Origin of the sequence: Dyella japonica A8, from assembly GCF_000725385.1 — a bacterium.
In the GTDB taxonomy this organism is placed as follows: domain Bacteria; phylum Pseudomonadota; class Gammaproteobacteria; order Xanthomonadales; family Rhodanobacteraceae; genus Dyella; species Dyella japonica_C.
Map to the genome: position 1 here is coordinate 4,309,405 of NZ_CP008884.1, position 25,640 is coordinate 4,335,044.

A 25,640-nucleotide genomic window follows, 5' to 3' on the forward strand; every position below is an offset into this window, starting at 1 on the left:
CAGCGGCAGGCCGAGGCCCGCCGCAAGAAACTCAGTCGATGTACAACGAGCTCACCGACTCGCCGAAGGCGATGCGGCGGATCGTCTCCGCCAGCAGCTCGGCGACCGAGAGCTGACGGATCTTGCTGCACGCGGCGATGTCCGGCCGCAGCGGCAAGGTGTTGGTGACCACCAGCTGGTCGAGCTGGGAGCCTTCGATGTTCTTCAGCGCCGCGCCCGACAGCACCGGATGCACGCAGTACGCCACCACCTTGCGGGCGCCGCGCTCCTTCAGGGCCGCAGCAGCCGCGCACAGGGTGCCGGCGGTGTCGACGATGTCGTCGACCAGCACGCAAGTCTTGCCGTCGACTTCACCGATGATGTTCATCACGGTGGCGACGTTCGCCTTCGGACGACGCTTGTCGATGATGGCCAGATCCGCGTCGTCCAGGCGCTTGGCCATGGCACGCGCGCGCACCACGCCACCCACGTCCGGGCTGACCACGATCAGGTCGTCCATGCTGTAGTTGCGCCAGATGTCGGCCAGCAGCACCGGCGAGGCATAGACGTTGTCCACCGGGATGTCGAAGAAGCCCTGGATCTGGTCCGCGTGCAGGTCCACCGTGAGCACGCGATCCACACCCGCGGTGCCGATCATCTTGGCGACCATCTTCGCCGTGATCGGCACGCGCGCCGAGCGCGGGCGACGATCCTGGCGGGCATAGCCGAAGTACGGGATGACCGCGGTGACGCTGGCGGCCGAGGCGCGCTTGAGCGCATCCACCAGCGTCAGCAGTTCGAACAGGTTCTCCGCGCTCGGCGCGCCCGTGGGCTGCAGCACGAAGACTTCCTGGCGACGGACGTTTTCCTCGATCTCCACCTGCACTTCGCCGTCACTGAACGTGCTGACGAGCGCTTTGCCCAGCGGCACACCCAGACGTTGAGCGACGTCCTCGGCGAGTGCGCGGTGAGCATTGCCGGTGAAGAGCATCGGGCCGGACATGTCGAGGGTCATCTCTGAAGAACCTGTTTGAGCCATGTGGAAATGGCTGGGGCGGAAGGATTCGAACCTTCGCATGCAGGAATCAAAATCCTGTGCCTTAACCAGCTTGGCGACGCCCCAGTAATACTGGATTTTTCCTAACCGCCGCCCCTGTCGACGCCGCGAAAGCGCGCCAGGGCGACATGCAGCGGAGAAACATCCTCGCCCTTGGCCACGTGGGCCGTGAAAGGGGCGGGACACCGCTCCGCGATGGCTTCGGCACGCTCCACGGAATCCGTTTCCAGGAAAACACACGCGCCACTGCCGGAAAGCCTTGCCCGGCCGAAGCCGTCGAGCCAGTCCAACGCCGCGGCCACACGCGGGTGTCGCGCGCGGACCACGGGCGCGAACGCGTTCTCGACCGTTTCGCCCGATGCAAAGGATGAAATTGTCGCCGGAGGGGCATTTCGTGTCAATTCAGACGCTTGAAAAAGCGCCCCGGTGGGCACGTGTTCATGCGGATCCAGCACAACGTACCAGCGGGTCGGCAGCGCCAGCGGCGTCAGCTTTTCGCCGATTCCCTCGGCCCAGGCGGAGCGCCCGCGCACGAACACGGGCACGTCGGCGCCCAGCTGGCGCCCCAGTTCGGCCAGGGCATCCTCGTCGAGACGGGCACCCCACAGGCGGTTGAGCGCCACCAGCACCGTCGCCGCATCCGAACTCCCCCCGCCCAGGCCACCGCCCATGGGGACACGTTTTTCCACCTCGATGTCCACACCGGCCCCGGCCGGTGCGTGGGGCTGCAGCAGGCGGGCCGCACGAACCACCAGGTCGGTGTCGGCCGGGACGCCGGGGACGTCGGTCAGGCGATGGATCTCACCGTCCGGCCGGACGCGCAGGCGGATCTCGTCACCCCAGTCAAGCAGGCGGAACACGGTCTGCAGCTCGTGATAGCCGTCCGGCCGGCGACCGACGATGCGCAGGAACAGGTTCAGCTTGGCCGGGGCGGGCCACACCGTCCAGTCGGCAGGATCAGGAGGCGCCAGCGGCCGGCTCATGAAGACGCGCAGATCCTCCGGAAACCCGTTCTCGCGGTCGCGCTCCAGGGCGAAGGCGAACTCCGGGCGGTTCTTGTCGACGACCCGGAAGCCGTGTTTCTCGTAGAACGGGGCGTTCCAGGGCACGTCGGCGAGCGTGCCCAGATCGACCCGGTGATAGCCGGCCATGCGTGCCCAGCCACAGGCGTGCTCCAGCAAGGCCGCGCCAATGCCACGCTGGCCGTGCGAAGGAAGCACATCCATCTCGGCCACACCGATGGTGTTGCCGCCCTCTTCCGCATCCAGCCAGACAAAGCCCACCGGTTCGCCCGAACCGATCACGGCCACCCACACCAGCCCGCGCGCGATGGCTTCGCGCAGCACTTCAGGCGGCACGGAGACTTCGCGGTAGGACGGCCAGGCGCGGTGCCCACGAAACAGTTCGACTGCCGCCCGCTCGATGGCGCACAGGGCGTCGACCTGGTCGGGGCGGGCGCGTTCGATGTGGAAGGTCATGTGGTGGGGATTCCAAGGCTTCCTGTGGGAGCGCACCCTGTGCGCGACAAACAGACGGCGCGGAAATCCCCACTTCCGCCGTCGCGCACAGGGTGCGCTCCCACAGGGGAAACTCTGAGGGTTACTGGATGCTCCAGGACTCGATCGACAACCGCACCGAATACGGTGGATCGCTCGCGAACACCTTGGACGGCACCGCCGGCTCGCGCGAGGTATCCCATGCGGGGTAGGACACGGCCCAGCCATCCTGCGTCAGCAGGGAGGGCAAGCCATCGTTGCCGAACTGCAGCTCGGCCGGACCGCTGTCGGCGCGGGTGCCCAGCACCCAGGCGCGCAGGTTGCGCAGCGGCACGCGCCAGCCCAGCGCGTTCTGCACCAGCGACTCGGCATCCGGGCTGCGTTGCGGACCGCCATCGAGGCCTTCCAACAGGGCGCCATCCGGCGTCACGGTCAGCTTGAAGCTCTTGCTGCCCACCGGGCCGCGCACGACGAAGTCGTAGCTTTCCCCGTTCTGGGTCCAGGTCAGCGTGCCGCTGCCGCCGTCTTTCTTGCCGTTGACCTCGCCGGACACACCGATCTTGCCCTGCAGCACCCAGTGGTCGGTCTTCAGGAGCAGGTGTTCACGGGCGCGCTGTTCGTTGAGCAGCACGGCGTAATCGGCCTTGGGCTGCGGGCGAACGGCTTCCTTGTGGACACAGGCGGCCAGCAGCAGCGGCAGGGCTGCCGCGAGGAGTCGAATAGGAAGCTTCATGGATTGAGGCGCTTGAGGGTGTTGTGGAGGTTGACGCTTTGCGGGTCCATCTTACGGACTTCGTCGAACACGTTGCGCGCATCCTGCTGGCGACCCTGTTTCCACAGCACTTCGCCCAGGTGCACGCCGACGTCGGCGTCCTTGTGCGCCATCCATGCGCCCCGCAGGGTCTTCTCTGCCTGGTCCAGGTGGCCCAGCCGGTATTGCAGCCAACCCCAGGAATCCTGGATGGCCGGGTCGTCCGGCCGCGCGGCGCGGGCCTGCTCGATCAGCCGCTGCGCCTCGGGCAGGTCGCGGTTGGCATCGGCCAGCGTGTAGCCCAGCGCATTGGTGGCGTCGGTGTCGTCAGGCTTGAGCTGGAGCAGATGGCGGAAATCGTTGACCGCCTGATCGGTCTGGCCGGCCTCGGCATAGGCAAGACCGCGGCCGTACAGCAACGCCGGATCGTCCGGCGTCACCTGCAGCGCGCGACTGAAGGAACGCTCCGCCTGCGCGTACTGCCCCTCGTCCATATACAGCTCGGCGTCCACCTCATAGGCGCGCCGGAGCATGGCGGGCTGGTCGAGATAATCGGTCTGCATCTGCGCCAGCTGTTCGTGCGCCTCGGCGCTGCGGCCGAGGTCCTGCAGCAGGATGGCGCTGCGAAGGTCCGCGTCAAACGCGTGGTCGTCATCGTCGGCGACCTGGTCGTACCACTTCAGCGCCTCTTCCTTCTTGTCCAGCATCTCCGCCAGCTGACCCAGCAGATAGGCGCTGCTCTGGCGCACGTCTTCCGGCGAGCGCTGCAGCTGGCTGTAAAGGCGGTTGATCGTCTTGGTGTCCTTGGCGCGGGCGGCCAGCGCGGCGCGCATGGCATAGGTGTCGGCGTCCTGCGGGCCGTTGTCGAGCAGCTTCGCGGCAGTGGTGTAGTCACCGCCCTGCCCCAGCAAGGTTGCATAGGCCAGGCGCAGGTGAGTGTCCTTCGGATCCTTGGCCAGCGCCTTGTCGAACAAGGCCTTGGCGCCGACCCGATCGCCATCGTGGTACTTCATCTGACCTAGCCAGGCATACGTCTCGGCCGTACCGAAACGCTTGGCCGCCGCGTCCGCGATTTGCAGCGCATACGCGTGACGGCCCAGCTTGTCGCCCAGCTCGCTCATGGCCAGCCACGCCTGAGGGTCATTGGGCAGGCGTTGCGGCGTGGCGACGGCCTCCAGCAGCTGGGTGGCCTGCGCGGCGTCGCGGCTGCCGACCAGAACCCGGCCGAACTGACGCCAGGCGTCCGGGTCGCCGGTACCCACCAGGATCTCCAGTTGGCGGCGAGCCTCTTCGGTGTTGCCCTGGCTCAACGCCAGCTGGGCGCGGGCCTGGGCGAGTGGCGCCGGCCGGGCGCCCAGCGCCTGCCAGCGGGCAATGGCCGCCTCGGCGGCCGGGGTATCGCGCACCGCGATAGCCAGCGCGGCGGCCTGTTCGGCGACCTTGGGGTCCGGAGACAGCTGGGCCGCGCGACCGTAGGCCTGGGAGGCCGTCTTGAGATCGGTGCGGGAAAGCGCCATCTCACCAGCCAGCAGCTGGGCCATCAGGTCGTGGTCCTCGTCAGGTACGGCGACCACCAGCCGGCCCAGCGGCTGCTTGTCGGTAGCGGACGAGCGTCCCGACGGACCCGAGACGGTGGCGCATCCGGCCAGTGCCATCGCTACCATGCCGGCGGCCGCAAAATGCCGCAGTTGCTTGAACTTGGACCACCTGCTCAGCACACTATTCTCCGCTCATCCGTCCGTGACACGGCCGTATCCACACTGTAGAACGGTCGTTGCTAACCGCTAGTTTACGCCGGATGCCTCCAGCCCCGAATCGAACCATGAAGCTGATCGCCTTAGGGCTCAACCACCTCACCGCGCCAGTCAACCTGCGCGAACAAGTGGCATTCGATGCGGAGTCCACCGGACGTGCCCTGCAGGATCTCGCCCGCGAGCCCGGCGTGGAAGAGGCGATGATCCTCTCCACCTGCAACCGTACCGAACTTTACGTGAGCGTCTCGGCAGGAGCCGAAGACGTTCCGCAGGCATGGCTGAGCCGCCACCATCATCTGACTGTCGGCAAGCTGGACGAGTTCCTGTATCGGCATGACGAAGAAGCAGCCGTGCGTCACATGTTCCGCGTGGCGACCGGCCTCGACTCCATGGTGCTGGGCGAGCCGCAGATTCTTGGCCAGGTGAAGGACGCCTACCAGCAGGCGCGCGACGCCCAGGCGCTGCGTGCCCCGATGGAGCGCCTGCTGCAGCACACCTTCGCCGTGGCCAAGCGCGTGCGCACCGACACCCGCATCGGCGCGCACACCGTGTCGGTGGCATTCACCGCCGTGCGCCTGGCCGAGCAGGTGTTTGCCGACCTGCGCCAGGCCTGCGTGCTGCTGATCGGCGCCGGCGACACCATCGAGCTGGCCGCGCGCCACCTGGTGGACAAGCAGGTGCGCCGCCTGATTGTGGCCAACCGCACGCTGGAGAACGCACAGGAACTGGCCAGCCGCTGCGGCGGCTACGCCATCTCGCTCAACGACCTGCCACAGCATCTGGCCGAAGCGGACATCGTCATCAGCTCCACGGCGGCGCGCCAGCCCATCGTGACGCAGGCCATGGTCGAAAAGGCCATCGCCGCGCGTCGCCGCAAGCCGATGTTCATGGTGGACATCGCCGTGCCGCGCGACATCGAGCCGTCCGTCGGCGAGCTGGACGACGTATTCCTTTATGGCATCGACGACCTGCGCCAGGTCATCGACGACAACCGTCGTTCGCGCGAGGCCGCCGCCCGCGAAGCCGACGCCATCATCGACCTGCAGGTCGAGCGTTACATGGCATGGCGGCGCGCGCTTTCACTGCGCAACCCGGCCGTGGACCTGCGCCAGCACGCGGAAACCTACCGCGACGAAGTGCTGGAAAAGGCACGCGCCATGCTGGCGCGCGGCAAGTCGCCGGACGAGGCCCTGGCCTTCCTCGCCAACACCCTTACCAACAAGCTGTTGCATCACCCCAGCGCGCGCCTGCGCGAGGCGGCGATGAGCGGCGACATGGAACTGCTGCACGCCGCGGGGCGCCTGTACGGCATCGAGGAGAAGCCAGAAGTGAGCGAAGAGTAGCGAGCGACGTAGAGAACGCCCTCACGAAGCATCCTGCTTTCCCTCACCTTTCCACTCGTTTCTCGCCCATGACGCCCTCCATCCGCCGCAAGCTCGAATCCCTCGCCGAACGCCACGAAGAAATCGGACTGCTCCTCGCACAACCCGATGTGCTGACCGATGCCAACCGGTTCCGCGAACTGTCGCGCGAGTACGCGCAACTCGAACCGGTGGCCAAGTCGCTGCACGAACACGACCAGGCCGGGCGCGAACTGGCCGATACCCGCGCCATGCTGGACGACCCCGACCTGCGCGACATGGCGCAGGACGACATCGGCCGCCTTGAGCAACGCCTGGCCGAACTCGACGACGAACTGCAGATCCTGCTGCTGCCGAAAGACCCGCGCGACGAGGCCAACCTGTTCCTCGAAGTGCGCGCTGGCACCGGTGGCGACGAAGCGGCCATCTTCGCCGGCGACCTGTTCCGCATGTACGCACGCTATGCCGAGCGCCGCCGCTGGCATGTGGAAGTGCTGAGCGAGAACCCCGGCGAACACGGCGGCTACAAGGAAGTCGTGGCGCGTATCGAGGGCAAAGGCGCGTACTCGCGCCTCAAGTTCGAGTCGGGCACGCATCGCGTGCAGCGCGTACCGGAAACCGAATCGCAGGGACGCATCCACACGTCCGCCGCCACGGTGGCAATCCTGCCCGAGATGGACGAGATCGACGACATCGAGATCAGCCCGGCCGACATCAAGACCGACACGTTCCGTGCCTCGGGCGCGGGCGGCCAGCACGTCAACAAGACCGACTCGGCCATCCGCATCACCCACCTGCCCACCGGCATCGTGGTGGAATGCCAGGACGAGCGCAGCCAGCACAAGAACCGCGCCCGCGCCATGAGCCTGCTGAAGGCGCGCCTGCTCGACGACGAGCGCAGCCGGCAGGCTGCCGCCCAGGCGGAATCGCGACGCCTGCAGGTGGGCTCGGGTGATCGCAGCCAGCGCATCCGCACCTACAACTTCCCGCAAGGCCGCATCACCGACCACCGCGTGAACCTCACGCTCTACCGCCTCCCTGAGGTGCTGCAGGGCGATCTGGACGAGCTGGTCGATACGCTTACCCGCGAAAACCAGGCGGATGAGCTGAAGGCCCTGACGGCCGGCTGAGAGCCGCAACAAAACCCGCCACGTTCCCGGCTCGTCATTCCGGCGCCCCACGGGGACGCCGGAATGACGGTGTGTGGTCTTGAGGGGTTTTGTTAGCCACTGCAGGCCCACCTTTGCCGGCCGGAAGACTCCTGCGGATTGGCAGCCACGCCGCCCTGCGCTAGTTTGGCGGGATGACTGACCTCTTTACCCCCTCTCCCCAGGTGCTGGCGCAGCAGATCGTTGAAAGGATCGAGCGCGGCGCCTACGACGATGCCGAACGAGCCGCCAGCGACGCGCGCGGCCAGTATCCCGACGATGCCGAACTGGCACGACTGCACGGCATCGCCCTGTTGCAGGTGCAGCGCCCGGCCGACGCCCTCGCGTCCTTGCAGGACGCCGCGCGGCTGGCCCCGCAAAGCATCGAAGTGCAGTGCAACCTCGGCAGCGCCATGCTGGCGGGCGGTGACGCCGACGGCGCCATCGAGCACCTGCGCGCGGCCCTGCGGCAGTCGCCGGGTCACCCCGCCATCCTGCTGACGCTCGGCAATGCACTGATGGCCGCGGCGCGCTTCCAGCATGCGCGCGAGTCGTATGCGATGGCCACGCATGGCGCGCCCACCCATCCCGGCCTGCGCCTGAACCTTGCTGCGGCCGAACTAGAGCTGGGCAACGCGGACCAGGCCCAGGTACACACCGAGGAAGCCCTGCAGCTGTATCCGCGTTTCGACGCTGCCTATGCCCTGCGCGGACGCATCCTGCAGAGCCAAGGCAAAGGCGCCGAAGCCACCCAGGCCTGGCAGCTCGCCGAACGCATTTCCCCGCAGAACCCGCAGTATCCATTTGCCCTCGGCCAGGCCCTGGAAGACGACGGCCAGCTGGCCGCCGCCGCCGAAGCCTACGAGCGCGCCCTGCGACTGGACCCGAACGACGGGCGCGCGCTGAGCCAGCTGCTGTTCCTGCGCCGCCGCCTGTATGACTGGCATGACCTGGATGAACTGAGCCAGCGCGCACAGGCCGCCGTGGCGACGGGAGCCGGCACGATCAGCCCCTTCACCTTGCTGGCCGAAGACGTGGACGCCGAGCTGCAACTCACGGGCGCCAGGAACTACGCCGCAGCGGTCGAGAAGAGCACGGCCCCGCTGCGCAAGCAGTTGGCGTTCACGCACGCCAAGCCGGCGCCGGACAACCCGGTGCGCATCGGTTTCGTGGCGGATGGTTTCAACGAGCACGCGACCGGCCTGCTGGTGGTGGCGATGCTCGAGATCCTGGCCGGCTATGACGACCTGGACGTGCATCTGTTCGCCACCACGCCCGACGATGGCGGGGCGATCCGCCGCCGGCTCGCCGCGGCCACGACGATGCACGACGTCTCCGCGCTCAATCACGCCCAGCTTGCCCAGCGCATCCACGACACAGGCGTCGAGATCCTGGTGGACCTCAACGGCTATTCCGGACGCGACAACGCCGACCTCTTCGCCTTGCGCCCCGCTCCCGTGCAGGTCAACTGGCTGGCCTACGCAGGCAGTACGGGCGCGCCCTGGATGGACTACCTCGTCGCCGACGCCGTGATCCTGCCTGACGAGCTGCGTCCCCATGTCAGCGAGAAGCTGGTGCGTCTGCCGCGCTGTTACCAGCCCAACGACAACACGCGCGAGGTCGCACAGCCGCCGTCGCGGGCCGAATGCGGCCTGCCGGAGCAAGGCACCGTGTTCGCCTGCTTCAACAACAGCTACAAGATCAATCCCGCGGCCTTCGCGCGGCTGATGCTCGTCCTGCAGCAAGTACCCGACAGCGTGCTGTGGCTGTTGAGCGGAAAGGATGGCACCGACGACCGCCTGCGCGCCGCCGCGGGCGCCGCCGGCATCGCGCCGGAGCGCCTGGTGTTCCTGCCACGCCTGCCCCACGCCGACTATCTCTCGCGCTACGTCAACGCCGACCTGTTCCTGGACACGCTGCCGTACAACGCGCACACCACCGCGTCGGATGCCTTGTGGGCGGGCTGTCCCGTGCTGACCTCCACCGGCCGCACCTTCGCCGGGCGCGTCGCCACCAGCCTGCTGCTGCAGCTGGGCCTGCCGGAACTGGTGTGCGAGGACGACGAGGCGTTCATCGCCATGGCGACGCAGCTGGGCAACGATCGCGAGGCGCTGCGCACGCTGCGCCAGCACCTGTCGCAGCAGCGCACGCAGAGTTCCCTGTTCGACATGCAGGGTTTTGCCGGCGATTTCCGCCGCGCCATGCAGGCGATGAGCGCCCGTTATCGCATCGGGCGCCATCCGGTCGATCTGGATCTTTAAACACCGCGAGCCCGCTTCACGGGTTTCGCGCATGGCGGCGCGGGTAGCGCACGGGTGGCCTCTTCACTCCATCGTGCGCCCCGGCACGGACAATGCGGGCGGCATCCCGAGGAGGCGCGCGATGGGCAAGAAGACAAAGACGTACCGCCATGTCATGGCCGAACTCCAGCTGGAGCTCGCCGGCCTGCACCGCTGGCTGCGGCGCAGCGGCCACCGGCTGGTAGTGGTCTTTGAAGGCAGGGATGCCGCCGGCAAGGGTGGCACCATCAAGGCCATCACCGAATCGATGGACACGCGCGGCTACCGCATTGCCGCCCTGGGCAAGCCCAGCGAAACCGAATCCTCGCAATGGTATTTCCAGCGATACGTGGATCATCTCCCCAGCGCGGGTGAAATCGTGCTGTTCGACCGCAGCTGGTACAACCGCGCAGTCATCGAGCCCGCCATGGGCTTTTGCAGCAAGGCGCAGTACAAGGCCTTCATGTCGGCCGTGCCGGCCTTCGAGAAGCTGCTTACCGACGACGGCATCATCCTGCTCAAGTACTGGCTCGCCGTGGACCAGGAAGAACAGGAGGACCGCTTCGAAGATCGCGCCAAGGATCCCCTCAAGCGCTGGAAGCTCTCTCCCGTGGACATGGCCTCGCGCGACAAGTACGAAGAAATCGGCCATCTGCGCGACCTGATGATCGAACGCACGCACCGGCCGAGCGCGCCGTGGTTCGTGGTGGACTACAACGACCAGAAGCGCGGGCGGGTCAACCTGATCCGCCACCTGCTCGAACAGGTACCGCGCCACGACGAAAGCATTCCCGAAACCAAGCTGCCCAAGCTCAAGGGCAAGCCCAAAACCGAGCACGTCACCCGCAAGGCGGAGTGGGTGCCCGACACCTGGGAAGACTGAAGCCACCGCCGCAAGGCAACGCATGCACGCGCCGCGTGCCCGCGATGTGGCGCCTCACCCCGCCGCCGCCCGGCGCAGTTCGGGCAGGTCGAGCTTCGTCATGCCCATGATGGCGGCATGTACGCGCGCCACGCTGGCGGCATCGCTGCCCGTGAGCAAGCGGATCATGTCCTCCGGCACCACCTGCCATGACAAGCCGAAGCGGTCCTTGAGCCAACCGCACTGACCCGTCTGATCCGCCGCGCCTTCCAGCAATCGCTCCCAGTAGTGATCGATCTCCTCCTGCGTGCGGCAGTGCACGACCAGCGACACGGCTTCGTTGAAGCGGAACACGGGACCACCGTTCAACGCCGCCATCGATTGCCCGTCGAGTTCGAAATCGACGGTCATCACCGAGCCTTCCGCTTGTCCGGAGGCAGCTGCACTGGCCGAGGCATAGCGCGTGGTGGCGAGGACGCGCGAGTTGGGAAAGATCGACACGTAGAACCGGGCGGCCTCCTCGGCCTGGTGATCGAACCAGAGAAATGGGGTGATGCGCTGGAATCGCGTGTTCATGCGTCATGCCTCTTTGGTCATGGGCTTGCAGACCCCCTGCTACGGACGACGAATATCCCTGCTCCGGTTCGACATGGCGGTGTACTCCTACCCCGCGCGGGCAAGGTCAAAACCTTGTGAATTGCGTTGCACGCCCATCCATTGCGTTTAAGCTTCGCTGCGGCGGGCCGATAAGACGATGGCCTGAACTCCAGGCACGCGCGGGGATGCGTCTATGCCAGTCAGAGGCCGGGGGGCCGAGCTGGTCAAAAAAGAACGGGCGGCCGAGATCGTGATGCCGTTCGTGCTGGTTGTCGCCGTGATGATCGGGCTGTGCGCCGCCAGCCTGGACATCCTTTCGGCGGCGCGTGCCTTCGTGGGCGGCGAAAGCCGCTGGTCCAAGGCGCAGAAGATTGCCGTCGCCAGCCTGGAGCAATACCTGACCAGCAAGGCCGAAGCCGATTACGACCGTTACCTTGACGCCATCGCGGTGCCCCTGGGCGATCACCGCGCGCGGATCGAGCTGGACCGTCCGCAACCGGACATGGCCATCGTCGCTTCGGGCTTCGGGCGTGGCGGCATCGATGCGTCGGACGTTCCGGGCATGGCCCGCCTGTATCGCTACTTCCACGGGGTCGGCAGCATCCGGCGCGCCATCGACGTATGGGTCGAGGCCGACCACTCCATCGATGAGCTGGCCGCGCTCGCCGCCGAAGCCCACCTGCGCATCAGCCGCGGCGATGTCCCCAGGGCATGGGTGGATGCCACGACGCTGCGCCTGCGTGCCATCGACCAGCGCCTGACGCCGATGGAATACGCCTTCTCCGATGCGTTGGGCAGTGCGTCGCGGGAAACGGCGAACCTGCTGCGCGTATGGCTTTGCCTGGTCGCCGCGACGATGGTGTTGATCGCCTCACGTCGCGCACGCCGCCTGCTTGACGAGCGCACGCGCGTGGCCAGCGAATTGCGCGCCAGCGAGGATCGCTTCCAGCTCGCCGTGGCGGGCAGCAACGACGGCCTGTGGGACTGGGACCGCCTGAGCGGCCACGTTTACCTCTCGCCGCGCCTGCGCGAGATGCTCGGGCTCGACCGCTCCGGCGACGGCACCCGCCAGACCGTATTCCATTGCCTGCATCCGGATGACCGTCATTACGTCATGCGCGCGGTGACCACGCATGTGTGGTGGAACACGCCGCTGGACGTGGAATTCCGCATACTCCAACGGGATGGTTCCGCGCGCTGGTTCCACGCACGCGGCGCCTCGTCGCGCGACGCCGCCGGCACCTCGCGGCGCATGGCCGGATCGGTCACCGAGATCACGGAGCGCCGGCGAGCCGACGCCATGCTGTTCGCGGCGAAGGAGCGCGCCGAAGTCACCTTGCAATCGATCGGCGATGCCGTGATCACCACGGATGCGAAGGGCTGCATCGACTACCTCAACCCCAGCGCGGAACGCCTCACCCAGTGGACCACCGATCGCGCGCGCGGCATGCCGGTAAGTGCCATCTGCCAGTTCGCGGCGGAAAGCAGCGGCATCCCCATCGACGATCCCACCATGCAGGTGCTGGGCGGCCAGCCCGACTGGAGCCAGGGCGACAAGCTCGTGCTCCTGCATCGCGATGGCCCCGCCACGGCCATCGACCTGACCGCCACGCCGATCCGCGACCGCAACGGCAACATGGATGGCGTGGTGCTGGTCATGCGCGACGTCAGCAGCGATCGCGAACACGCCGCGCAACTGAGCTACCAGGCCAGCCACGACGTGCTCACCGGCCTGATCAACCGGCGCGAGTTCGAGCGGCGGCTGGGACGCGCGGTCGGCTCCGCGGAAAAAAGCGGCCATCCATTCACGGTGCTCTACCTTGACCTGGACCAGTTCAAGCTCGTCAACGACACCTGCAGCCATGCCGCGGGCGATGAGCTGCTCCGGCAGTTCGCCGCGCTGTTCACCGGCCATGTGCGCGCGACGGACGCGGTAGCGCGCCTGGGGGGCGACGAGTTCGTCGTGCTGCTGGAGAACTGCGCGCAGGATGCCGCCCTGGCCATCGCGGAAAACCTGCGCACCGCCATCGGCGACCTGCATTTCGCCTTCGGCGAGCGCAGCTTCACCATCAGCGCGAGCATCGGCCTGGTGAGCCTGAACACCGACCAGCGACTGGCGCGCGAGGACATCCTGGGCGCCGCCGACGCCGCCTGCCACCTGGCCAAGGAGAAGGGCCGCAACCGCGTGCAGACGTACCACCTCGATGACGACGAAGTCGCCGTGCGGCAGACCGAAATGTGCTGGGTCAGCCGTATCCAGGCGGCACTCGCCAGCAACCGCTTGCGGCTGTACGCGCAGGACATCGTCGACCTGCGCCAGCCCATGCAGCGCCCGCACGTGGAGCTGCTGGTGCGCATGGTGGGCGAAGACGGCCAGATGGTGCCGCCGCGCGCCTTCATCCCCGCGGCTGAGCGCTATGGCCTGATGCCGGCGATCGACCGCTGGGTGGTGCAGTCCGCCTTCGCCGCGCTGCGCGATGCACTGGAACGCAACGACGAAGACATTCCCGCGCTGTGCACCATCAACCTCTCGGGCACGTCGCTGTGCGAGGACGGCCTGTCCGTGTTCCTGCGCCAGCAGTTCAACGAGTTCGCCATTGCGCCGTCGTCGATCTGCTTCGAGATCACCGAAACCGCCGCGATCTCCAGCCTGTCGCGCGCGACCACCTTCATCCACGAAATGCGCGCCCTTGGCTGCCGCTTCTCGCTGGACGACTTCGGCGCGGGCATGTCCTCATTCACCTATCTCAAGCACCTGCCCGTCGATTTCGTGAAGATCGAGGGCAGCTTCGTCGAGGACATGATCGACGACCCGATGGATCTGGCGATGGTGGAGGCCATCAACAACATTGGTCACGTCACCGGCAAGCAGACCATCGCCGAATGCGTCAGCTCGCCCCAGTTGCTGGCCGCGGTGCACCGGCTAGGCATCGACTTCGCGCAGGGATTCGTGCTGTCGGTGCCCCGGCCCTTCCTGCAGGCCGGCGATCCGTCCATGCCCCCGCAGGCGCCCGCGCACTTGGTGGTCTGATCACTCAGCGCGTGCGGAAACCTTCGACGTCGGGCATGTCGCAGGCTTCGCGCACCACTTGGTCAACGCGCGCCGCCGATGGTCCCTGCCAGAGCCAGCGTTCCAGAGCATCGATGGATATCGGTGAGCCGGCGGCCACCACTTCCACCCGTCCATCGGCAAGATTCTTCGCGTAGCCCGTCAGGCCGAGCGCCAGCGCCTGCTCGCGGGCGCTGGCGCGATAGAACACGCCCTGCACCCTGCCGCTGACGAGGAAGCGCACGGCTGCCATGGTCACTTGCCCAGGCCGATCGCCTCGCCGAGCGAGGCTTCGTTCACGGTGCCCACGAAACGCTTGGCGACCTTGCCATCCGGGCCGATCAGCCACGTCGTGGGCAGGCCGCGCGGTTCGTCGAAATCCTTCAGCGGCTTGTCCAGCGTGACCTGCGCCACGGGGTAGCTCACCGGGTGCTTGGCAAGAAAAGCCTTGATGTCCGCGACATCGCTGTCGTCGTAGGCCAGCCCGATGGCGCTCACCTTGTCCTTGTGCGCCGCGACGAAGTTCGAGATGTCCGGCATCTCCTTGATGCAGGGCACGCACCAGGTGGCCCAGTAGTTGACGATCACCCACTTGCCCCGCTGCGCGGCAAGGTCGTACGGCTTGCCGTCCAGCGTGGTCAGCCTGATCGACGGCTGCTCAGGCATGGCGGCTTGCGCCGCGCCGGCCATGGCCAGCATGAAGCCCATGGCGGCGAGCGGTTTGCGCAACTTCATCACGATGTTTCCTTGGTGTGGTTCGATGCCGGCACGCCCAGCGGATAGGCCGCGTCCAGCGTCTTGTGCAGCATGTTGCCAAGCGACAGCGCGGCTTCGTCGAGCAGCGCGACCAGCGGGGCGGGCAGGCGTAGGTTGTGCTCGCGGGCCTCGTCCGCGGGATGCAGCGGCACCCGGTACGAGCAATGAGCATATACGCGCATCAGGTCGGTGCTGTCGAGACTGCGCGTCAGCAACCAGCCGCCGCCGACTTCGCCCTGAATCAGGCAGGCGCGCTGAAGGTCGCCGAAATAATCCACGATGGAGGCGCGATGCAGGCGTGGTTCCTCCGCGCGCACGGTATCGGGATTGATCTTGCGCCCCTGCCGCTGCGCTTCGATGAAATGCCCCAGCACCACGAGCAGGCCCAGCAGGGCGGCATCTTCCGGCAGGAAGTCCGAAGGCGGCAGGTAATCGAACGCGGAGACCGAGGCGGCCACCGATGCGCACAGGATCACGATGACCCACGACAGGTAGATCCACAGCAGGAAGATCGGCAGTGCCGCGATCGCCCCGTAGATCTGCTGGTAGGTGTGCGCCTGATGGATGAAGCGTGCGAACCCCCAACGGGCGATTTCGAACAGTACCGCCCCCATCAGCGCACCGATGGCCGCATGGCGCCAGTTCACGCGGCGATTGGGCACCACCATGTAGATCAGCATCAGCGTCAGGAAGGTCACGACGAACGGAAGCACGCCGACCAGCCGCTCTTTCAGGTTGAGCGTGTTCGCCGCGTCGTTGAGCATCGGCAAGGCCGTCGCGAACGACGCCACCGCAATGCCACCCACTACCAGTACCGGCCCCAGCGTGAGCGCGGCCCAGTACAGCAGCAGGCGCGATGCCCAGCCGCGCTGGCGCTGCACGCGCCAGATGCGGTTCATGCGGTCCTCGATACTCACCATCATCGACAACGCGCTGAAGAACATCACCAGCACGCTGATGCCGGTGAGCTTGCTCGCGTTGGCGGCGAATAGGTCGAGATAGTCCTGCACGTGCTCGCCCGCCGCGGGCACCAGGTTGTGGAAGGCGAAGTCGATCAGCATGCCGCGCGCATTGGCGAAGGCCGGAAAGGCGGCGAAGATCGCCAGCGACGCCACGATCAGCGGGACCAGCGACACCAGCGTGGTGTAGGACAACGCGCCCGCCGTTTCGAAACACTTGTCATCGATGAACCGCTGCCAGACGAACTGGCGGAAGCTCTGCAAGCGGTCGCGATCGAAACGCAAGGCCATGGCCATGGTGACTCCTTTCCACGTCGAAGGCCCCCATGGTCGCGCCGCGTCGCATGCGGGATGCGTGAACATGGCGGCAACAGGGACTTGATCGCCCGTTACACTAGCCGATCAGACAGCCATACCCAAACCATGAGCCACGACATCCTGGTCCTCTACTACAGCCGCTCCGGCCACACTGCCCAGCTTGCGCGACTGGTCGCACGCGGCGTGGAGGAAGTGCCCGGCATGCGCGCGCGCCTTCGCCAGGTGCCGCCAGTGGCCCCCGTCACCGAAGTCGCGCAGCCACCGGAACCGGAGGAAGGAGCGCCCTACGTGACGCGTGCGGACCTGGCTGAATGCGCCGGCCTGGCGCTGGGCAGCCCGACCCGCTTCGGCAATATGGCCGCGCCCCTGAAGTACTTCCTCGATTCCACCGGCGCGGAGTGGGCCAGCGGCGCGCTGGCCGGCAAGCCGGCAGCGGTGTTCACCGCCACCAGCACGATGCATGGCGGGCAGGAATCCACCCTGCTCAGCATGGCTCTGCCCCTGCTGCACCACGGCATGCTGCTGGTGGGCCTGCCGTATACCGAGCCTGCCCTCACCGCCACGCAAACCGGTGGCACGCCCTATGGCGCCAGCCATGTCGCGGGCGCCAAGGGCGACAACGCGATCAGCGAACACGAGCGCGAACTGGCGCGTGCGCTGGGTCGCCGGCTTGCCGACGTGGCGCGACGACTGGGCACCAGCGCATGAGCACGCCCGTCACCGCCAACTATCGCGTCGGGCTGGCGGCATGGGCGGCGCTCACGCTGCTGCAGCTGACCTGGCACGGCTGGCTGTTTCCCGCGCAGTCCATGCCCTCGTGGCTGGTGCTGTGCCTCACCGTGGTGCCGCTGCTGCTGCCGCTGTTCGCCATCCGCGACGTGCGGCGCGCCCTCCTGTGGGTCGGCATCCTCAGCCTGTTCTATTTCTGCCATGGCGTGAGCGAGGCCTGGAGTGCACCGGGCGAGCGCTGGCTGGCGTGGCTGGAGATCCTGTTCACGCTGACCTTGATTGGCGTGCTGGGCGCGGGCGTGAAGCGTCGTCGCCCCGCCTGAGTCACGCCCCTCTGTGGGAGCGCACCCTGTGCGCGACAAGCCAACGGAGCGGTGACGACGAGACGCTGCGGTCGCGCACAGGGTGCGCTCCCACCGAAGGGCGTCCGGGCTAGAAACACCCGGCAAGCCGGCGCACACCTTCCTCGATCTGCGCCTGGCTCGCGCCGCCATAGCCGAGAAGCAGGCCACCACGTTCCGGCGGCACCAGGTAGCACGGCGTCAGCGGCCGCACGGAGACGCCCACCGTGGCCGCCTTGCGCGATACCGCCACGTCATCCACGTCCTGCGGCAGGAAGCCGGCCAGCTGCATGCCGGCCTCGGTGCCGATCACTTCCAGGCGATCGCCCAGGTGACGCTTGATGGCGTCGAGCACGGCGGCGCGCCGCTCCATGTAAAGCGTACGCATGCTGCGGATGTGTCGGGCGAAATGGCCGTCGCGGATGAACTCCGTCATCGCCGACTGGTAAAGCGTGGACGAGAACGTATCGATCGCATCGCGTCCCGCGTGGAAATCCGGGACGAGGTCTTTGGGCACGACCAGATAACCCAGCCGCAGGGCGGGAAACATCACCTTGCTGAATGTGCCCAGATAGATCACGCGTTCCTGCGTGTCGGTGCCCTGCAGCGACGACAGCGGACGGCTGCCAAAACGGTACTCGCTGTCGTAGTCGTCCTCGATGATCCACGCATCGTTTCGAGCGGCCCAGCGCAGCAGCTGCATCCGCCGTGGTGCGCTCATCGCCATGCCCAGCGGGAACTGGTGCGATGGCGAGATGTACACGGCGCGTGCATCCGCCGCCACGCGCGCGCCATGCGCCACATCGATGCCTTCCGCGTCCACCGGCACCGGCACCAATTCCGCTCCGGCCGTGCGCAGGGCCTGGTGCGCGCCGGGATAGCCCGGGTCTTCCATCCATACGCGCTCGCCCTCGTCCAGCAGCACGTGCGCGCAGATCTGCAGTCCCTGCTGGGAACCGGTGGTGATGAGGATCTGCGAGGCATCGCAGCGCACCGCGCGCGCTACGCCGAGGTAATCGGCGATCGCCTCGCGCAGCGGCAGGTGGCCCATCGGATCGCCATAACCCATGGCCTCCGCCGACAGATGGCGCCCGTGGCGGCTCACCAGCTTGGACCACAGCGCGGCAGGGAAGGCTTCCAGCGCCGGCACGCCCACGCGGAACGCTCCCATGTTCGCCAGCCACGTCGGCTCGGGTGAGCGCAGCAGCGCGGCGCGACGCGAGGTGCGGCGCGAACCGCCGGGTGACGGGGTGGGGTCTGGGCGCGCCAGCTTCTTCCGTTCCAGCGTCATGTCGGCGGGAATCGCCCGCGCCACGCAGGTGCCCGCGCCGGTGAAGGTTTCCAGGAACCCCTCCGACTGCAGCTGCTCATAGGCACTCAACACCGGAATGCGGGAGATGCCCAGCTCATTGGCCAGGTTGCGGGTGGAGGGAACACGCTGCCCCGGCCTCAACTGCCCGCTGCTGATGGCCCGGCGGAACCAGTCCGACAGCTGCTGGTACATGGGCGTGTCGCTGCCCGCGTCCATGGCGACGGGCGGCAGGAATCCGGCGGGGATGCGCTGCATGGCGCGGCTCCATAGTGGCTATATGAAAAGACGGTAAAGTGGTTATTTCAGCCAACCACTTGCGGGCTTAGCTTGCGCTCGTCCGATTGAGCCCGCAACCATGAAGCGACACCCACCCTCTTCGCTGATCGCCCCCCGCCTGTTCGTGCTCTGGCTGGCCTTCCTGCTGTGCCTGCCGGGCGCCTGCCAGCGTGCCTATGGGCAGGACGTGGCCTCCGATGGCCTGCGGCAGTCCCGCGACGACGCGTGGTGGACCGGCCCCATGATGGCCAACTCCGCCGAGACGCTGCCGCCAGGGCATGTGCTGCTCGAGCCTTACCTCTACGACGTCGCCAGCCGCGGTTCGGACAGCTTCGGCTCGCGCACCTACATGAACTACGGCGTGGCCAACAACTTCACCATGGGCATCATTCCGGTGTTCGGCTACAACCGCGTCAGCAACGCGCCCAACAGCAGCGGCGTGCAGGTGGGCGACATCACGGTGCAGGCGCAGTACCGCTTTCGGCAGTTCCATGAAGGAAGCTGGCTGCCCACCGTCGCCGTCAACGTGCAAGAGACCTTCCCCACCGGCAAATACGACCACCTCGGCAACCGCCCTGCCGACGGCCTTGGCAGTGGCGCGTACACGACCACCATCGGCCTCAATACGCAGACCTATGTGTGGATGCCGAACGGCCGCATCCTGCGCGTGCGCTTTGATGTGTCTGCATCGTTCTCGTCGCGCGCCGACGTCGAAGGCGTAAGCGTCTACGGTACCGACGCAAATTTTCGCGGCCATGCGCGCCCCGGCGTCAACGTCTTCGCCAACGCGGCGGCGGAATACAGCCTTACCCGCCACTGGGTGCTTGCGCTGGACGTGATCTACAGCCACAACAGCAGCACGCACGTGAGCGGGCAGGAATACGCGAACAACGATCCGTTCCCGCCCGACACGGCGCTGGGTGCGAAGTCGAACCGTTACATCGGCTTCGCGCCCGCCGTGGAATACAACTGGTCACCCAACATCGGCCTGCTGCTGGGCGTGCGCGTCATTCCATCGGGCAACCGCACGTCATCGTCCATCACGCCCGCCATCGCACTCAATTACGTGCACTGAGGAAGTGACGCCATGAATCGCTTGTGCCTGATCGCCGGCTCTGCCCTGCTGACTTTCGCCGCCACCTTGCCCGCCGCGCCGACACATCCACTGCCGAGTTTCGTCGGCCTGGCAATCGCCGACAAGAACCGCCCCGCTGACGACCGCGCGCTTGACGACCAGCGCCACCCTGCCGCCGTGCTCGGCTTCACTGGCATCAAACCCGGTGACGTCGTGGTCGACCTGATGCCCGGCAAGGGTTACTACACGCGACTGTTCAGCCGCATGGTCGGGCCCAAGGGCAAGGTCTATGCGTTGCAACCGTCGGAAATGGACAAGAAGGCGCCGAAGGGGCTACAGAGCGTGCGCAGCTTTGCGGGAACGGAGGCCTATGCCAACGTCACCGTGCTCGTCGAGCCCGTCGCCGAACTCAAACTTCCCGAAACGGTGGACGTGATCTGGACCTCGCAAAACTACCACGACCTGCATGATCCCTTCATGGGTTCGCCCGACATGGCCAGGCTCGACAAGCAACTGTTCGATGCCCTGAAGCCCGGCGGCACGCTGATCGTGCTCGACCACGCCGCTGCGGCCGGCACGGGCATTTCAAAGACGGACGACCTGCACCGCATCGACCCCGCCGCGGTGAAGAGCGAACTGGCGGCGGCCGGCTTCCAGTTCGAGGGCGAGAGCGACGCGCTGGCCAATCCCGCCGACGATCACACCAAGGGCATCTACGACGCCGCCATCAAGGGGCACACGGATCGCTTCATCTACAAGTTCCGCAAACCGTAATCCGTTTGTCCGGCGCACTTCACCGTCCCCTCGTTGCGCGTCTTCGATTCAGGGCAACATGGGATAAGAGCCGCTAACAAAACCCCGCGAGATCCCAAGCTCGTCATTCCGGCGCCCCACAGGGACTAGCTTCGCGTCGCATGCCGGAATGACGGCGAGGGAAATGAGCATCCAAGCGCGATTTTGAACAGGCTCTAAGTATCGCCCTTGATGAAATCAACGAAGGCGCGCAGCGGCGCCGGCATGTGGCTGCGGCTGGGGTAGTACAGCAGCGGCCCGGTAAAGCGCTGGCACCAGTCGTCCAGTATCGGAAGCAACGCGCCGCTCGCCAGATGCGGCCGCAGGAATTCCTCAAAGGTATGGATGATGCCAAGGCCCGCCACGGCGGCTTCCACTTCCATCTCCACGGTGGAAGCCAGCAGTGGGCCCTCCGGCCGCAGGCGCACCGTCTTGCCGCGTCGCTCGAACTCCCACGCAGCCACGACGCCACTGGGAAAACGATGCCGGATGCAAGCGTGGTCCACCAGCTCCTGCGGACGCGTGGGATGCCCGCGCTCCGCCAGGTACGCCGGCGATGCCGCCGCCACGAAGCGCTGCACGCGCGGACCGATCGGCAGCGCGATCATGTCGCGCTCCACGCGTTCTTCGTAGCGGATGCCGGCATCGCAGCCGGCCGCCAGCACGTCCACGAAGGCATCGTCGGTGATCACGTCCAGCGTGATACCCGGATGCGTCTTCAGAAAGCGCGAGGCGATGGACGGAAGAATGTGCCGCGCGACGATGGACGGCACATTGAGACGCAGCGTGCCCGTCGGACTGTCACGATACGCGTTGATGCTGTCCAGCGCGCTGCCGATCTCGCCGATCAGCGGCCCGAGGCGTTCGAGCAGGCGCTGTCCGGCTTCGGTCAGCGTGACGCTGCGCGTGGTCCGGTTGAGTAGACGCACGCCCAGGCGCGACTCCAGCCGCCGCAGCGCCGCGCTGAGTGCGGAGGCCGAAACGCCAGCCTGCGCCGCCGCGCCGCGGAAACCGCGGGCGCGCGCCACCGCCAGGAACGCTTCGACATCGGCAAGGCCAAGCTCTTCCATTGTGCTAATTCCTGCACAGGTCGTACGGATAGACACGGATTATCGTACACCGCACGCGACGCCATACTTTGCCTGTTCCGATTCCCCACCACCTCCTGGAGAGACGCACCATGCAATACCGTCAACTTGGCGCCACCGGTCCCCGCGTTTCCGCCCTTGGCCTGGGCTGCATGGGCATGTCGGGCATGTATGGGCCGTCCGACCGTGCCGAAAGCATCGCCACCATCCATGCCGCGCTGGACGCTGGCATCGGCCTGCTCGATACCGGCGACTTCTATGGCATGGGTCACAATGAAATGCTCATCGGCGAAGCGCTGAAGAACGTGCCGCGCGACAAGGCACTGATCAGCGTGAAGTTCGGCGCGCTGCGCGGCCCGGCCGGCGACTGGCTCGGCTACGACGCACGTCCCGCCGCGGTGAAGAACTTCCTGGCCTATACGCTGCAGCGCCTTGGCGTCGACTACATCGACGTCTATCGCCCCGCGCGCCTCGACCCCAACGTGCCGGTCGAGGACACCATCGGCGCTATCGCCGATCTGGTGAAGGCCGGCTACGTGCGCCACATTGGCCTGTCCGAGGTGGGTGCGGAAACCATCCGCCGCGCCGCCGCGGTGCACCCCATCGTCGACCTGCAGATCGAGTACTCGCTGATCTCCCGCGGCATCGAGGACAGCATCCTGCCGACCTGCCGCGAACTGGGCATCGGCATCACCGCCTATGGCGTGCTGTCGCGTGGCCTGATCAGCGGACACTGGGACAAGAACAGCGCGGGCGCCGGCGATTTCCGCGCGCACAGCCCGCGCTTCCAGGCCGGCAACGTCGATCACAACCTCGCGCTGGTCGAGGCCCTGCGCCAGATCGCCGCAAAGAAGAACGTGTCCGTCGCGCAACTCGCCATTGCATGGGTCGCGGCGCAGGGCAAGGACATCGTGCCGCTGGTCGGCGCACGTCGTCGGGATCGCCTTGCCGAAGCGCTGGGGTCGTTCGAGGTGGTGCTGACTGCCGATGACCTGGCCACCATCGAAGCTGCCGTGCCGAAGAACGCTGCCGCCGGTGACCGCTACGCCGCCGCGCAGATGGCGCACCTGGACAGCGAACAGGCACGCTCCCACTGACGGCAACGTGGCCGTATCGATCACCGCCGATACGACCACGACACTGCCGCGATTGCTCACGCCAGGGAGAAACCTCGAACGATCCGTCATTCCCGCGCAGGCGGGAATGACGAGCGGAAAAGCACGGCTTCCCGGGGCTGCCTATACTCTAGGACACCGATCCGTCGAGAGCCGATCATGGGATTCCTGCAAGATCCGCCGCAGCTCGCTCATCCGTATCGTGAAGACCCACTGCTGCGTGCCATGCTTCGCCGCGCGCTGCCGCCGTCGCGACTCGCCGCCATCGAAAACGACCTGGAAGCCCTCGGCGATTACGCGCTGATGGCATGGCAACGCGCGTGCCGCAGCACGCGCCGCAAACCCGTGCTCACGCAGTGGGATGCCTGGGGTCGACGCGTCGACCGCATCGAGCTTACCGAGGCCTGGCAGGAAGGTCCGCACATCACCACCCGGCACGCCGTGCTGGCTGCCGGCCATGAAGCGCACGAGCACGCGCGGCTGGAGGAATTCGCGCGCGCCTACCTCTATCACGTGGCCAGCGAGTTCTACAGCTGCCCACTGGCGATGACCGACGGTGCGGCGACGGCGCTGAAGGCGTCGGGCAACAAGGCATTGATCGAACGCGCACTGCCGCACCTGCTCAGCCGCGACGCATCGACGTTCTGGCTGAGCGGCCAGTGGATGACGGAGAACGCGGGCGGCTCCGACGTGGGCAACACGGAAACCGTGGCGCGGCAGGATGCATCAGGCCAGTGGCGTCTTTACGGCCGCAAGTGGTTCAGCTCGGCCGTGGTCGGCGACATGGCGCTGGCGCTCGCACGACCGGAAGGCGCCGGCCCCGGACCTGGCGCGCTCGCGCTGTTCTACGTGGAGACGATGGACGGCGACAGGCGCAAGCCTGAACTTGTCATCGATCGCCTGAAGGACAAGCTCGGCACGCACGAATTGCCCACGGCGGAAATCCACCTTGACGGCCTGCCGGCGTGGCCGCTCGGCGAGTTGTCGAATGGCGTGCGCCAGGTGGCGCCGATGCTCAACATCACGCGCACGTGGAACGCCGTGGGCGCGACCGCCAGCATGGCGCGCGCGCTGTCGCTGGCGCGCGATTACGCCACGCGGCGCCACGCCTTCGGCAAGCGCCTGATCGACCAGCCGCTGCACGCGCAGACGCTGGCCGACATGCAGGCGGAGTTCGAAGGCGCGTTCGCCCTCACTTTCGAAGTGGCACATCTGCTCGGGCGCGTGGAGCAAGGCGCCGCGCCACCCCACGAAGCCGCCCTGCTGCGCCTGCTCACGCCACTGGCCAAGCTGTGGACGGGCAAGATGGCCGTGGAGCTGTGCTCCGAGGCGCTGGAATGCTTCGGCGGCGCGGGCTACATCGAAGATACCGGCCTACCGCAGCTGCTGCGCGACGCGCAGGTCTATGCGATCTGGGAGGGCACCACCAACGTGCTGTCGCTGGACAGCCTGCGTGCGCTGGCGGGTGACCACCTCGGCGCCTTGCGGACGGCCATCGAAACGTGGCTGGCCGATAGCATCGATGCGCACGCGCGGCAGGAGATCCACAAGGCGCTGGATGCGGCTACCGCCTACCTGCAAACCAATGCGAACCAGCGCGATGCGCTGGAGGCAGGCGCCCGCGGGCTGGCCCTCACCCTTGCCCGCTGCACCGCCGCAGCGCTGCTGGCCCGTCACGACACCTGGTCTGCCCCGCATGGTCACGCGCGCACCGCCGCGGCGCTGCGGCGCTTCGTGGCGCACGGGCTGTCGCGGCTGTCCGCCGCCGATCCCACCGACACGGCGCTGTTGCTGGGCCCGCATTGAGCCGTCCGACACCCTGTGGGCGCGCACCCTGTGCGCGACTGGCGTGCCCCAATACCGCCTACTGAGCGGCCCTTGTGACGCCGCGGTCGCGCACAGGGTGCGCTCCCACAGGGAAGGGCTCCGGCCATGTGGCCGCTGCCCAAAACATGCGCCGAACGCCCGCAGGCCCTAAAATGTCCCTTTCCCCACCCTGGCGACCCACGACCATGCAGCATCTGACCATCGTCACCACCGGCGGCACCATCGACAAGATCTATTTCGACGACAAGTCGGACTACAAGATCGGTTCGCCGCAGATCGGCGACATCCTCAGCCAGCTCGGCGTGGCCTTCCAGTTCGACGTGATCCCGATCCTGCGCAAGGACAGCCTGCACATGGGCGATGAGGATCGCGCGCTGGTGCGCTCCACCATCGAGGCGCAGCCGCACCGCCACGTGCTGGTGACGCACGGCACCGACACCATGGTGGAGACCGCGCGCGAACTGGCCAGCATCAAGGGCAAGGTGATCGTGCTCACCGGTGCACTGAACCCCGCGCGCTTCCAGGGCTCGGACGCGGTGTTCAACATCGGCTGTGCCGTCGCGGCCGTGCAGACGTTGCCGGATGGCGTCTACATCACCATGAACGGCCGCGTGTGGGATCCGGCGAAGGTGCGCAAGAACCGCGATGCGAACCGGTTTGAGGAAAGCAACGGCTGATCCTTGGCGCGCCGGCGAACTTCTTTGGCTCGTCATTCCCGC

General features: G+C 67.0%; 22 protein-coding genes and 1 tRNA gene. 12 read left to right on the forward strand and 11 right to left on the reverse strand.

All coding sequences use genetic code 11. The annotated features are described in order from the left end of the window. Positions 1-31: 31 nt before the first annotated feature. From HY57_RS18300 to HY57_RS18320, 5 genes are all read right to left on the reverse strand, one after another. Positions 32-982 carry a ribose-phosphate diphosphokinase gene (locus tag HY57_RS18300; RefSeq protein ID WP_430536789.1) on the reverse strand — a complete coding sequence of 317 codons (951 nt, stop codon included), beginning with the start codon at positions 980-982 and terminating at the stop codon, positions 32-34. Positions 983-1,025: 43 nt separating this feature from the next. Next, a tRNA-Gln gene (locus HY57_RS18305) sits at positions 1,026-1,102 on the reverse strand. A 17-nt stretch (positions 1,103-1,119) separates the two neighbouring features. Next, positions 1,120-2,514 carry a 4-(cytidine 5'-diphospho)-2-C-methyl-D-erythritol kinase gene (gene ispE, locus HY57_RS18310; RefSeq protein ID WP_019466639.1) on the reverse strand — a complete coding sequence of 465 codons (1,395 nt, stop codon included), beginning with the start codon at positions 2,512-2,514 and terminating at the stop codon, positions 1,120-1,122. 121 nt (positions 2,515-2,635) lie between these two features. Next, the gene (gene lolB / locus HY57_RS18315; RefSeq protein ID WP_019466638.1) at positions 2,636-3,265 is read right to left on the reverse strand and encodes a lipoprotein insertase outer membrane protein LolB; all 630 of its coding nucleotides are present in this window, start codon (positions 3,263-3,265) and stop codon (positions 2,636-2,638) included. Beyond that, positions 3,262-5,001 (reverse strand): tetratricopeptide repeat protein, encoded by a 1,740-nt coding sequence (locus HY57_RS18320; protein WP_019466637.1) that lies wholly within the window; start codon positions 4,999-5,001, stop codon positions 3,262-3,264. The genes lolB and HY57_RS18320 overlap by 4 nt, the downstream gene beginning before the upstream one ends. A gap of 104 nt (positions 5,002-5,105) precedes the next feature. On the opposite strand from HY57_RS18320, the gene hemA reads away from it, so the two are divergent. The 4 genes from hemA to ppk2 all read left to right on the forward strand — a co-directional run bounded on the left by hemA (position 5,106) and on the right by ppk2 (position 10,708). Further along, a complete protein-coding gene (gene hemA, locus HY57_RS18325) occupies positions 5,106-6,380 on the forward strand; it encodes a glutamyl-tRNA reductase (protein ID WP_019466636.1) in 1,275 nt (424 codons plus the stop codon). A gap of 68 nt (positions 6,381-6,448) precedes the next feature. Further along, complete coding sequence (gene prfA / locus HY57_RS18330) at positions 6,449-7,528, forward strand: peptide chain release factor 1 (protein ID WP_019466635.1); 1,080 nt, start codon at positions 6,449-6,451, stop codon at positions 7,526-7,528. Between the two features lie 173 nt (positions 7,529-7,701). Beyond that, complete coding sequence (locus HY57_RS18335; protein WP_081500710.1) at positions 7,702-9,807, forward strand: tetratricopeptide repeat protein; 2,106 nt, start codon at positions 7,702-7,704, stop codon at positions 9,805-9,807. Positions 9,808-9,928: 121 nt separating this feature from the next. Continuing rightward, complete coding sequence (gene ppk2 / locus HY57_RS18340; protein WP_019466633.1) at positions 9,929-10,708, forward strand: polyphosphate kinase 2; 780 nt, start codon at positions 9,929-9,931, stop codon at positions 10,706-10,708. Positions 10,709-10,762: 54 nt separating this feature from the next. Here ppk2 and HY57_RS18345 read toward each other — a convergent pair whose 3' ends face one another. Beyond that, positions 10,763-11,263 carry a VOC family protein gene (locus HY57_RS18345; protein WP_019466632.1) on the reverse strand — a complete coding sequence of 167 codons (501 nt, stop codon included), beginning with the start codon at positions 11,261-11,263 and terminating at the stop codon, positions 10,763-10,765. 274 nt (positions 11,264-11,537) lie between these two features. Between HY57_RS18345 and HY57_RS18350 the strand changes: the two genes are divergently transcribed. Continuing rightward, positions 11,538-14,315: an EAL domain-containing protein gene (locus HY57_RS18350; RefSeq protein ID WP_019466631.1), complete on the forward strand. Its 2,778-nt coding sequence runs from the start codon at positions 11,538-11,540 to the stop codon at positions 14,313-14,315. Positions 14,316-14,319: 4 nt separating this feature from the next. Here HY57_RS18350 and HY57_RS18355 read toward each other — a convergent pair whose 3' ends face one another. From HY57_RS18355 to HY57_RS18365, 3 genes are read right to left on the reverse strand one after another with little or no spacing between them, the layout of a single operon-like run. Continuing rightward, positions 14,320-14,586 (reverse strand): acylphosphatase, encoded by a 267-nt coding sequence (locus HY57_RS18355; RefSeq protein WP_026034160.1) that lies wholly within the window; start codon positions 14,584-14,586, stop codon positions 14,320-14,322. A 2-nt stretch (positions 14,587-14,588) separates the two neighbouring features. Further along, the gene (locus HY57_RS18360; protein WP_019466629.1) at positions 14,589-15,068 is read right to left on the reverse strand and encodes a TlpA family protein disulfide reductase; all 480 of its coding nucleotides are present in this window, start codon (positions 15,066-15,068) and stop codon (positions 14,589-14,591) included. Continuing rightward, positions 15,068-16,339: a YihY family inner membrane protein gene (locus HY57_RS18365; RefSeq protein WP_038581383.1), complete on the reverse strand. Its 1,272-nt coding sequence runs from the start codon at positions 16,337-16,339 to the stop codon at positions 15,068-15,070. The genes HY57_RS18360 and HY57_RS18365 overlap by 1 nt, the downstream gene beginning before the upstream one ends. Before the next feature lie 60 nt (positions 16,340-16,399). Here HY57_RS18365 and wrbA point away from each other — a divergent pair, with 60 nt between their 5' ends. After that, positions 16,400-17,074 (forward strand): NAD(P)H:quinone oxidoreductase, encoded by a 675-nt coding sequence (gene wrbA / locus HY57_RS18370; RefSeq protein ID WP_192813464.1) that lies wholly within the window; start codon positions 16,400-16,402, stop codon positions 17,072-17,074. Next, a complete protein-coding gene (locus HY57_RS18375) occupies positions 17,071-17,418 on the forward strand; it encodes a DUF2069 domain-containing protein (RefSeq protein ID WP_019466626.1) in 348 nt (115 codons plus the stop codon). The genes wrbA and HY57_RS18375 overlap by 4 nt, the downstream gene beginning before the upstream one ends. A 109-nt stretch (positions 17,419-17,527) precedes the next feature. On the opposite strand, the gene HY57_RS18380 is transcribed toward HY57_RS18375, so the two are convergent. Next, positions 17,528-19,003, reverse strand: a complete 1,476-nt coding sequence (locus tag HY57_RS18380) for a PLP-dependent aminotransferase family protein (protein ID WP_019466625.1) — start codon at positions 19,001-19,003, stop codon at positions 17,528-17,530. Positions 19,004-19,103: 100 nt separating this feature from the next. Here HY57_RS18380 and HY57_RS18385 point away from each other — a divergent pair, with 100 nt between their 5' ends. Together HY57_RS18385 and HY57_RS18390 are read left to right on the forward strand one after the other, a co-directional pair. Then, positions 19,104-20,099, forward strand: a complete 996-nt coding sequence (locus HY57_RS18385) for a hypothetical protein (RefSeq protein ID WP_019466624.1) — start codon at positions 19,104-19,106, stop codon at positions 20,097-20,099. Between the two features lie 12 nt (positions 20,100-20,111). Further along, positions 20,112-20,873: a class I SAM-dependent methyltransferase gene (locus tag HY57_RS18390; RefSeq protein WP_019466623.1), complete on the forward strand. Its 762-nt coding sequence runs from the start codon at positions 20,112-20,114 to the stop codon at positions 20,871-20,873. A 194-nt stretch (positions 20,874-21,067) separates the two neighbouring features. Here the strand turns inward: HY57_RS18390 and HY57_RS18395 are convergent, their stop codons facing one another. After that, positions 21,068-21,961 (reverse strand): LysR family transcriptional regulator, encoded by an 894-nt coding sequence (locus HY57_RS18395; protein ID WP_019466622.1) that lies wholly within the window; start codon positions 21,959-21,961, stop codon positions 21,068-21,070. A 110-nt stretch (positions 21,962-22,071) separates the two neighbouring features. Here HY57_RS18395 and HY57_RS18400 point away from each other — a divergent pair, with 110 nt between their 5' ends. The 3 genes from HY57_RS18400 (at position 22,072) to HY57_RS18410 (ending at position 25,598) form a co-directional block, all read left to right on the forward strand. Continuing rightward, positions 22,072-23,076, forward strand: a complete 1,005-nt coding sequence (locus HY57_RS18400) for an aldo/keto reductase (RefSeq protein ID WP_019466621.1) — start codon at positions 22,072-22,074, stop codon at positions 23,074-23,076. Between the two features lie 177 nt (positions 23,077-23,253). Then, complete coding sequence (locus HY57_RS18405) at positions 23,254-24,900, forward strand: acyl-CoA dehydrogenase family protein (protein WP_019466620.1); 1,647 nt, start codon at positions 23,254-23,256, stop codon at positions 24,898-24,900. A 206-nt stretch (positions 24,901-25,106) separates the two neighbouring features. Continuing rightward, positions 25,107-25,598: an asparaginase domain-containing protein gene (locus HY57_RS18410; RefSeq protein ID WP_019466619.1), complete on the forward strand. Its 492-nt coding sequence runs from the start codon at positions 25,107-25,109 to the stop codon at positions 25,596-25,598. Positions 25,599-25,640 lie beyond the last annotated feature (42 nt).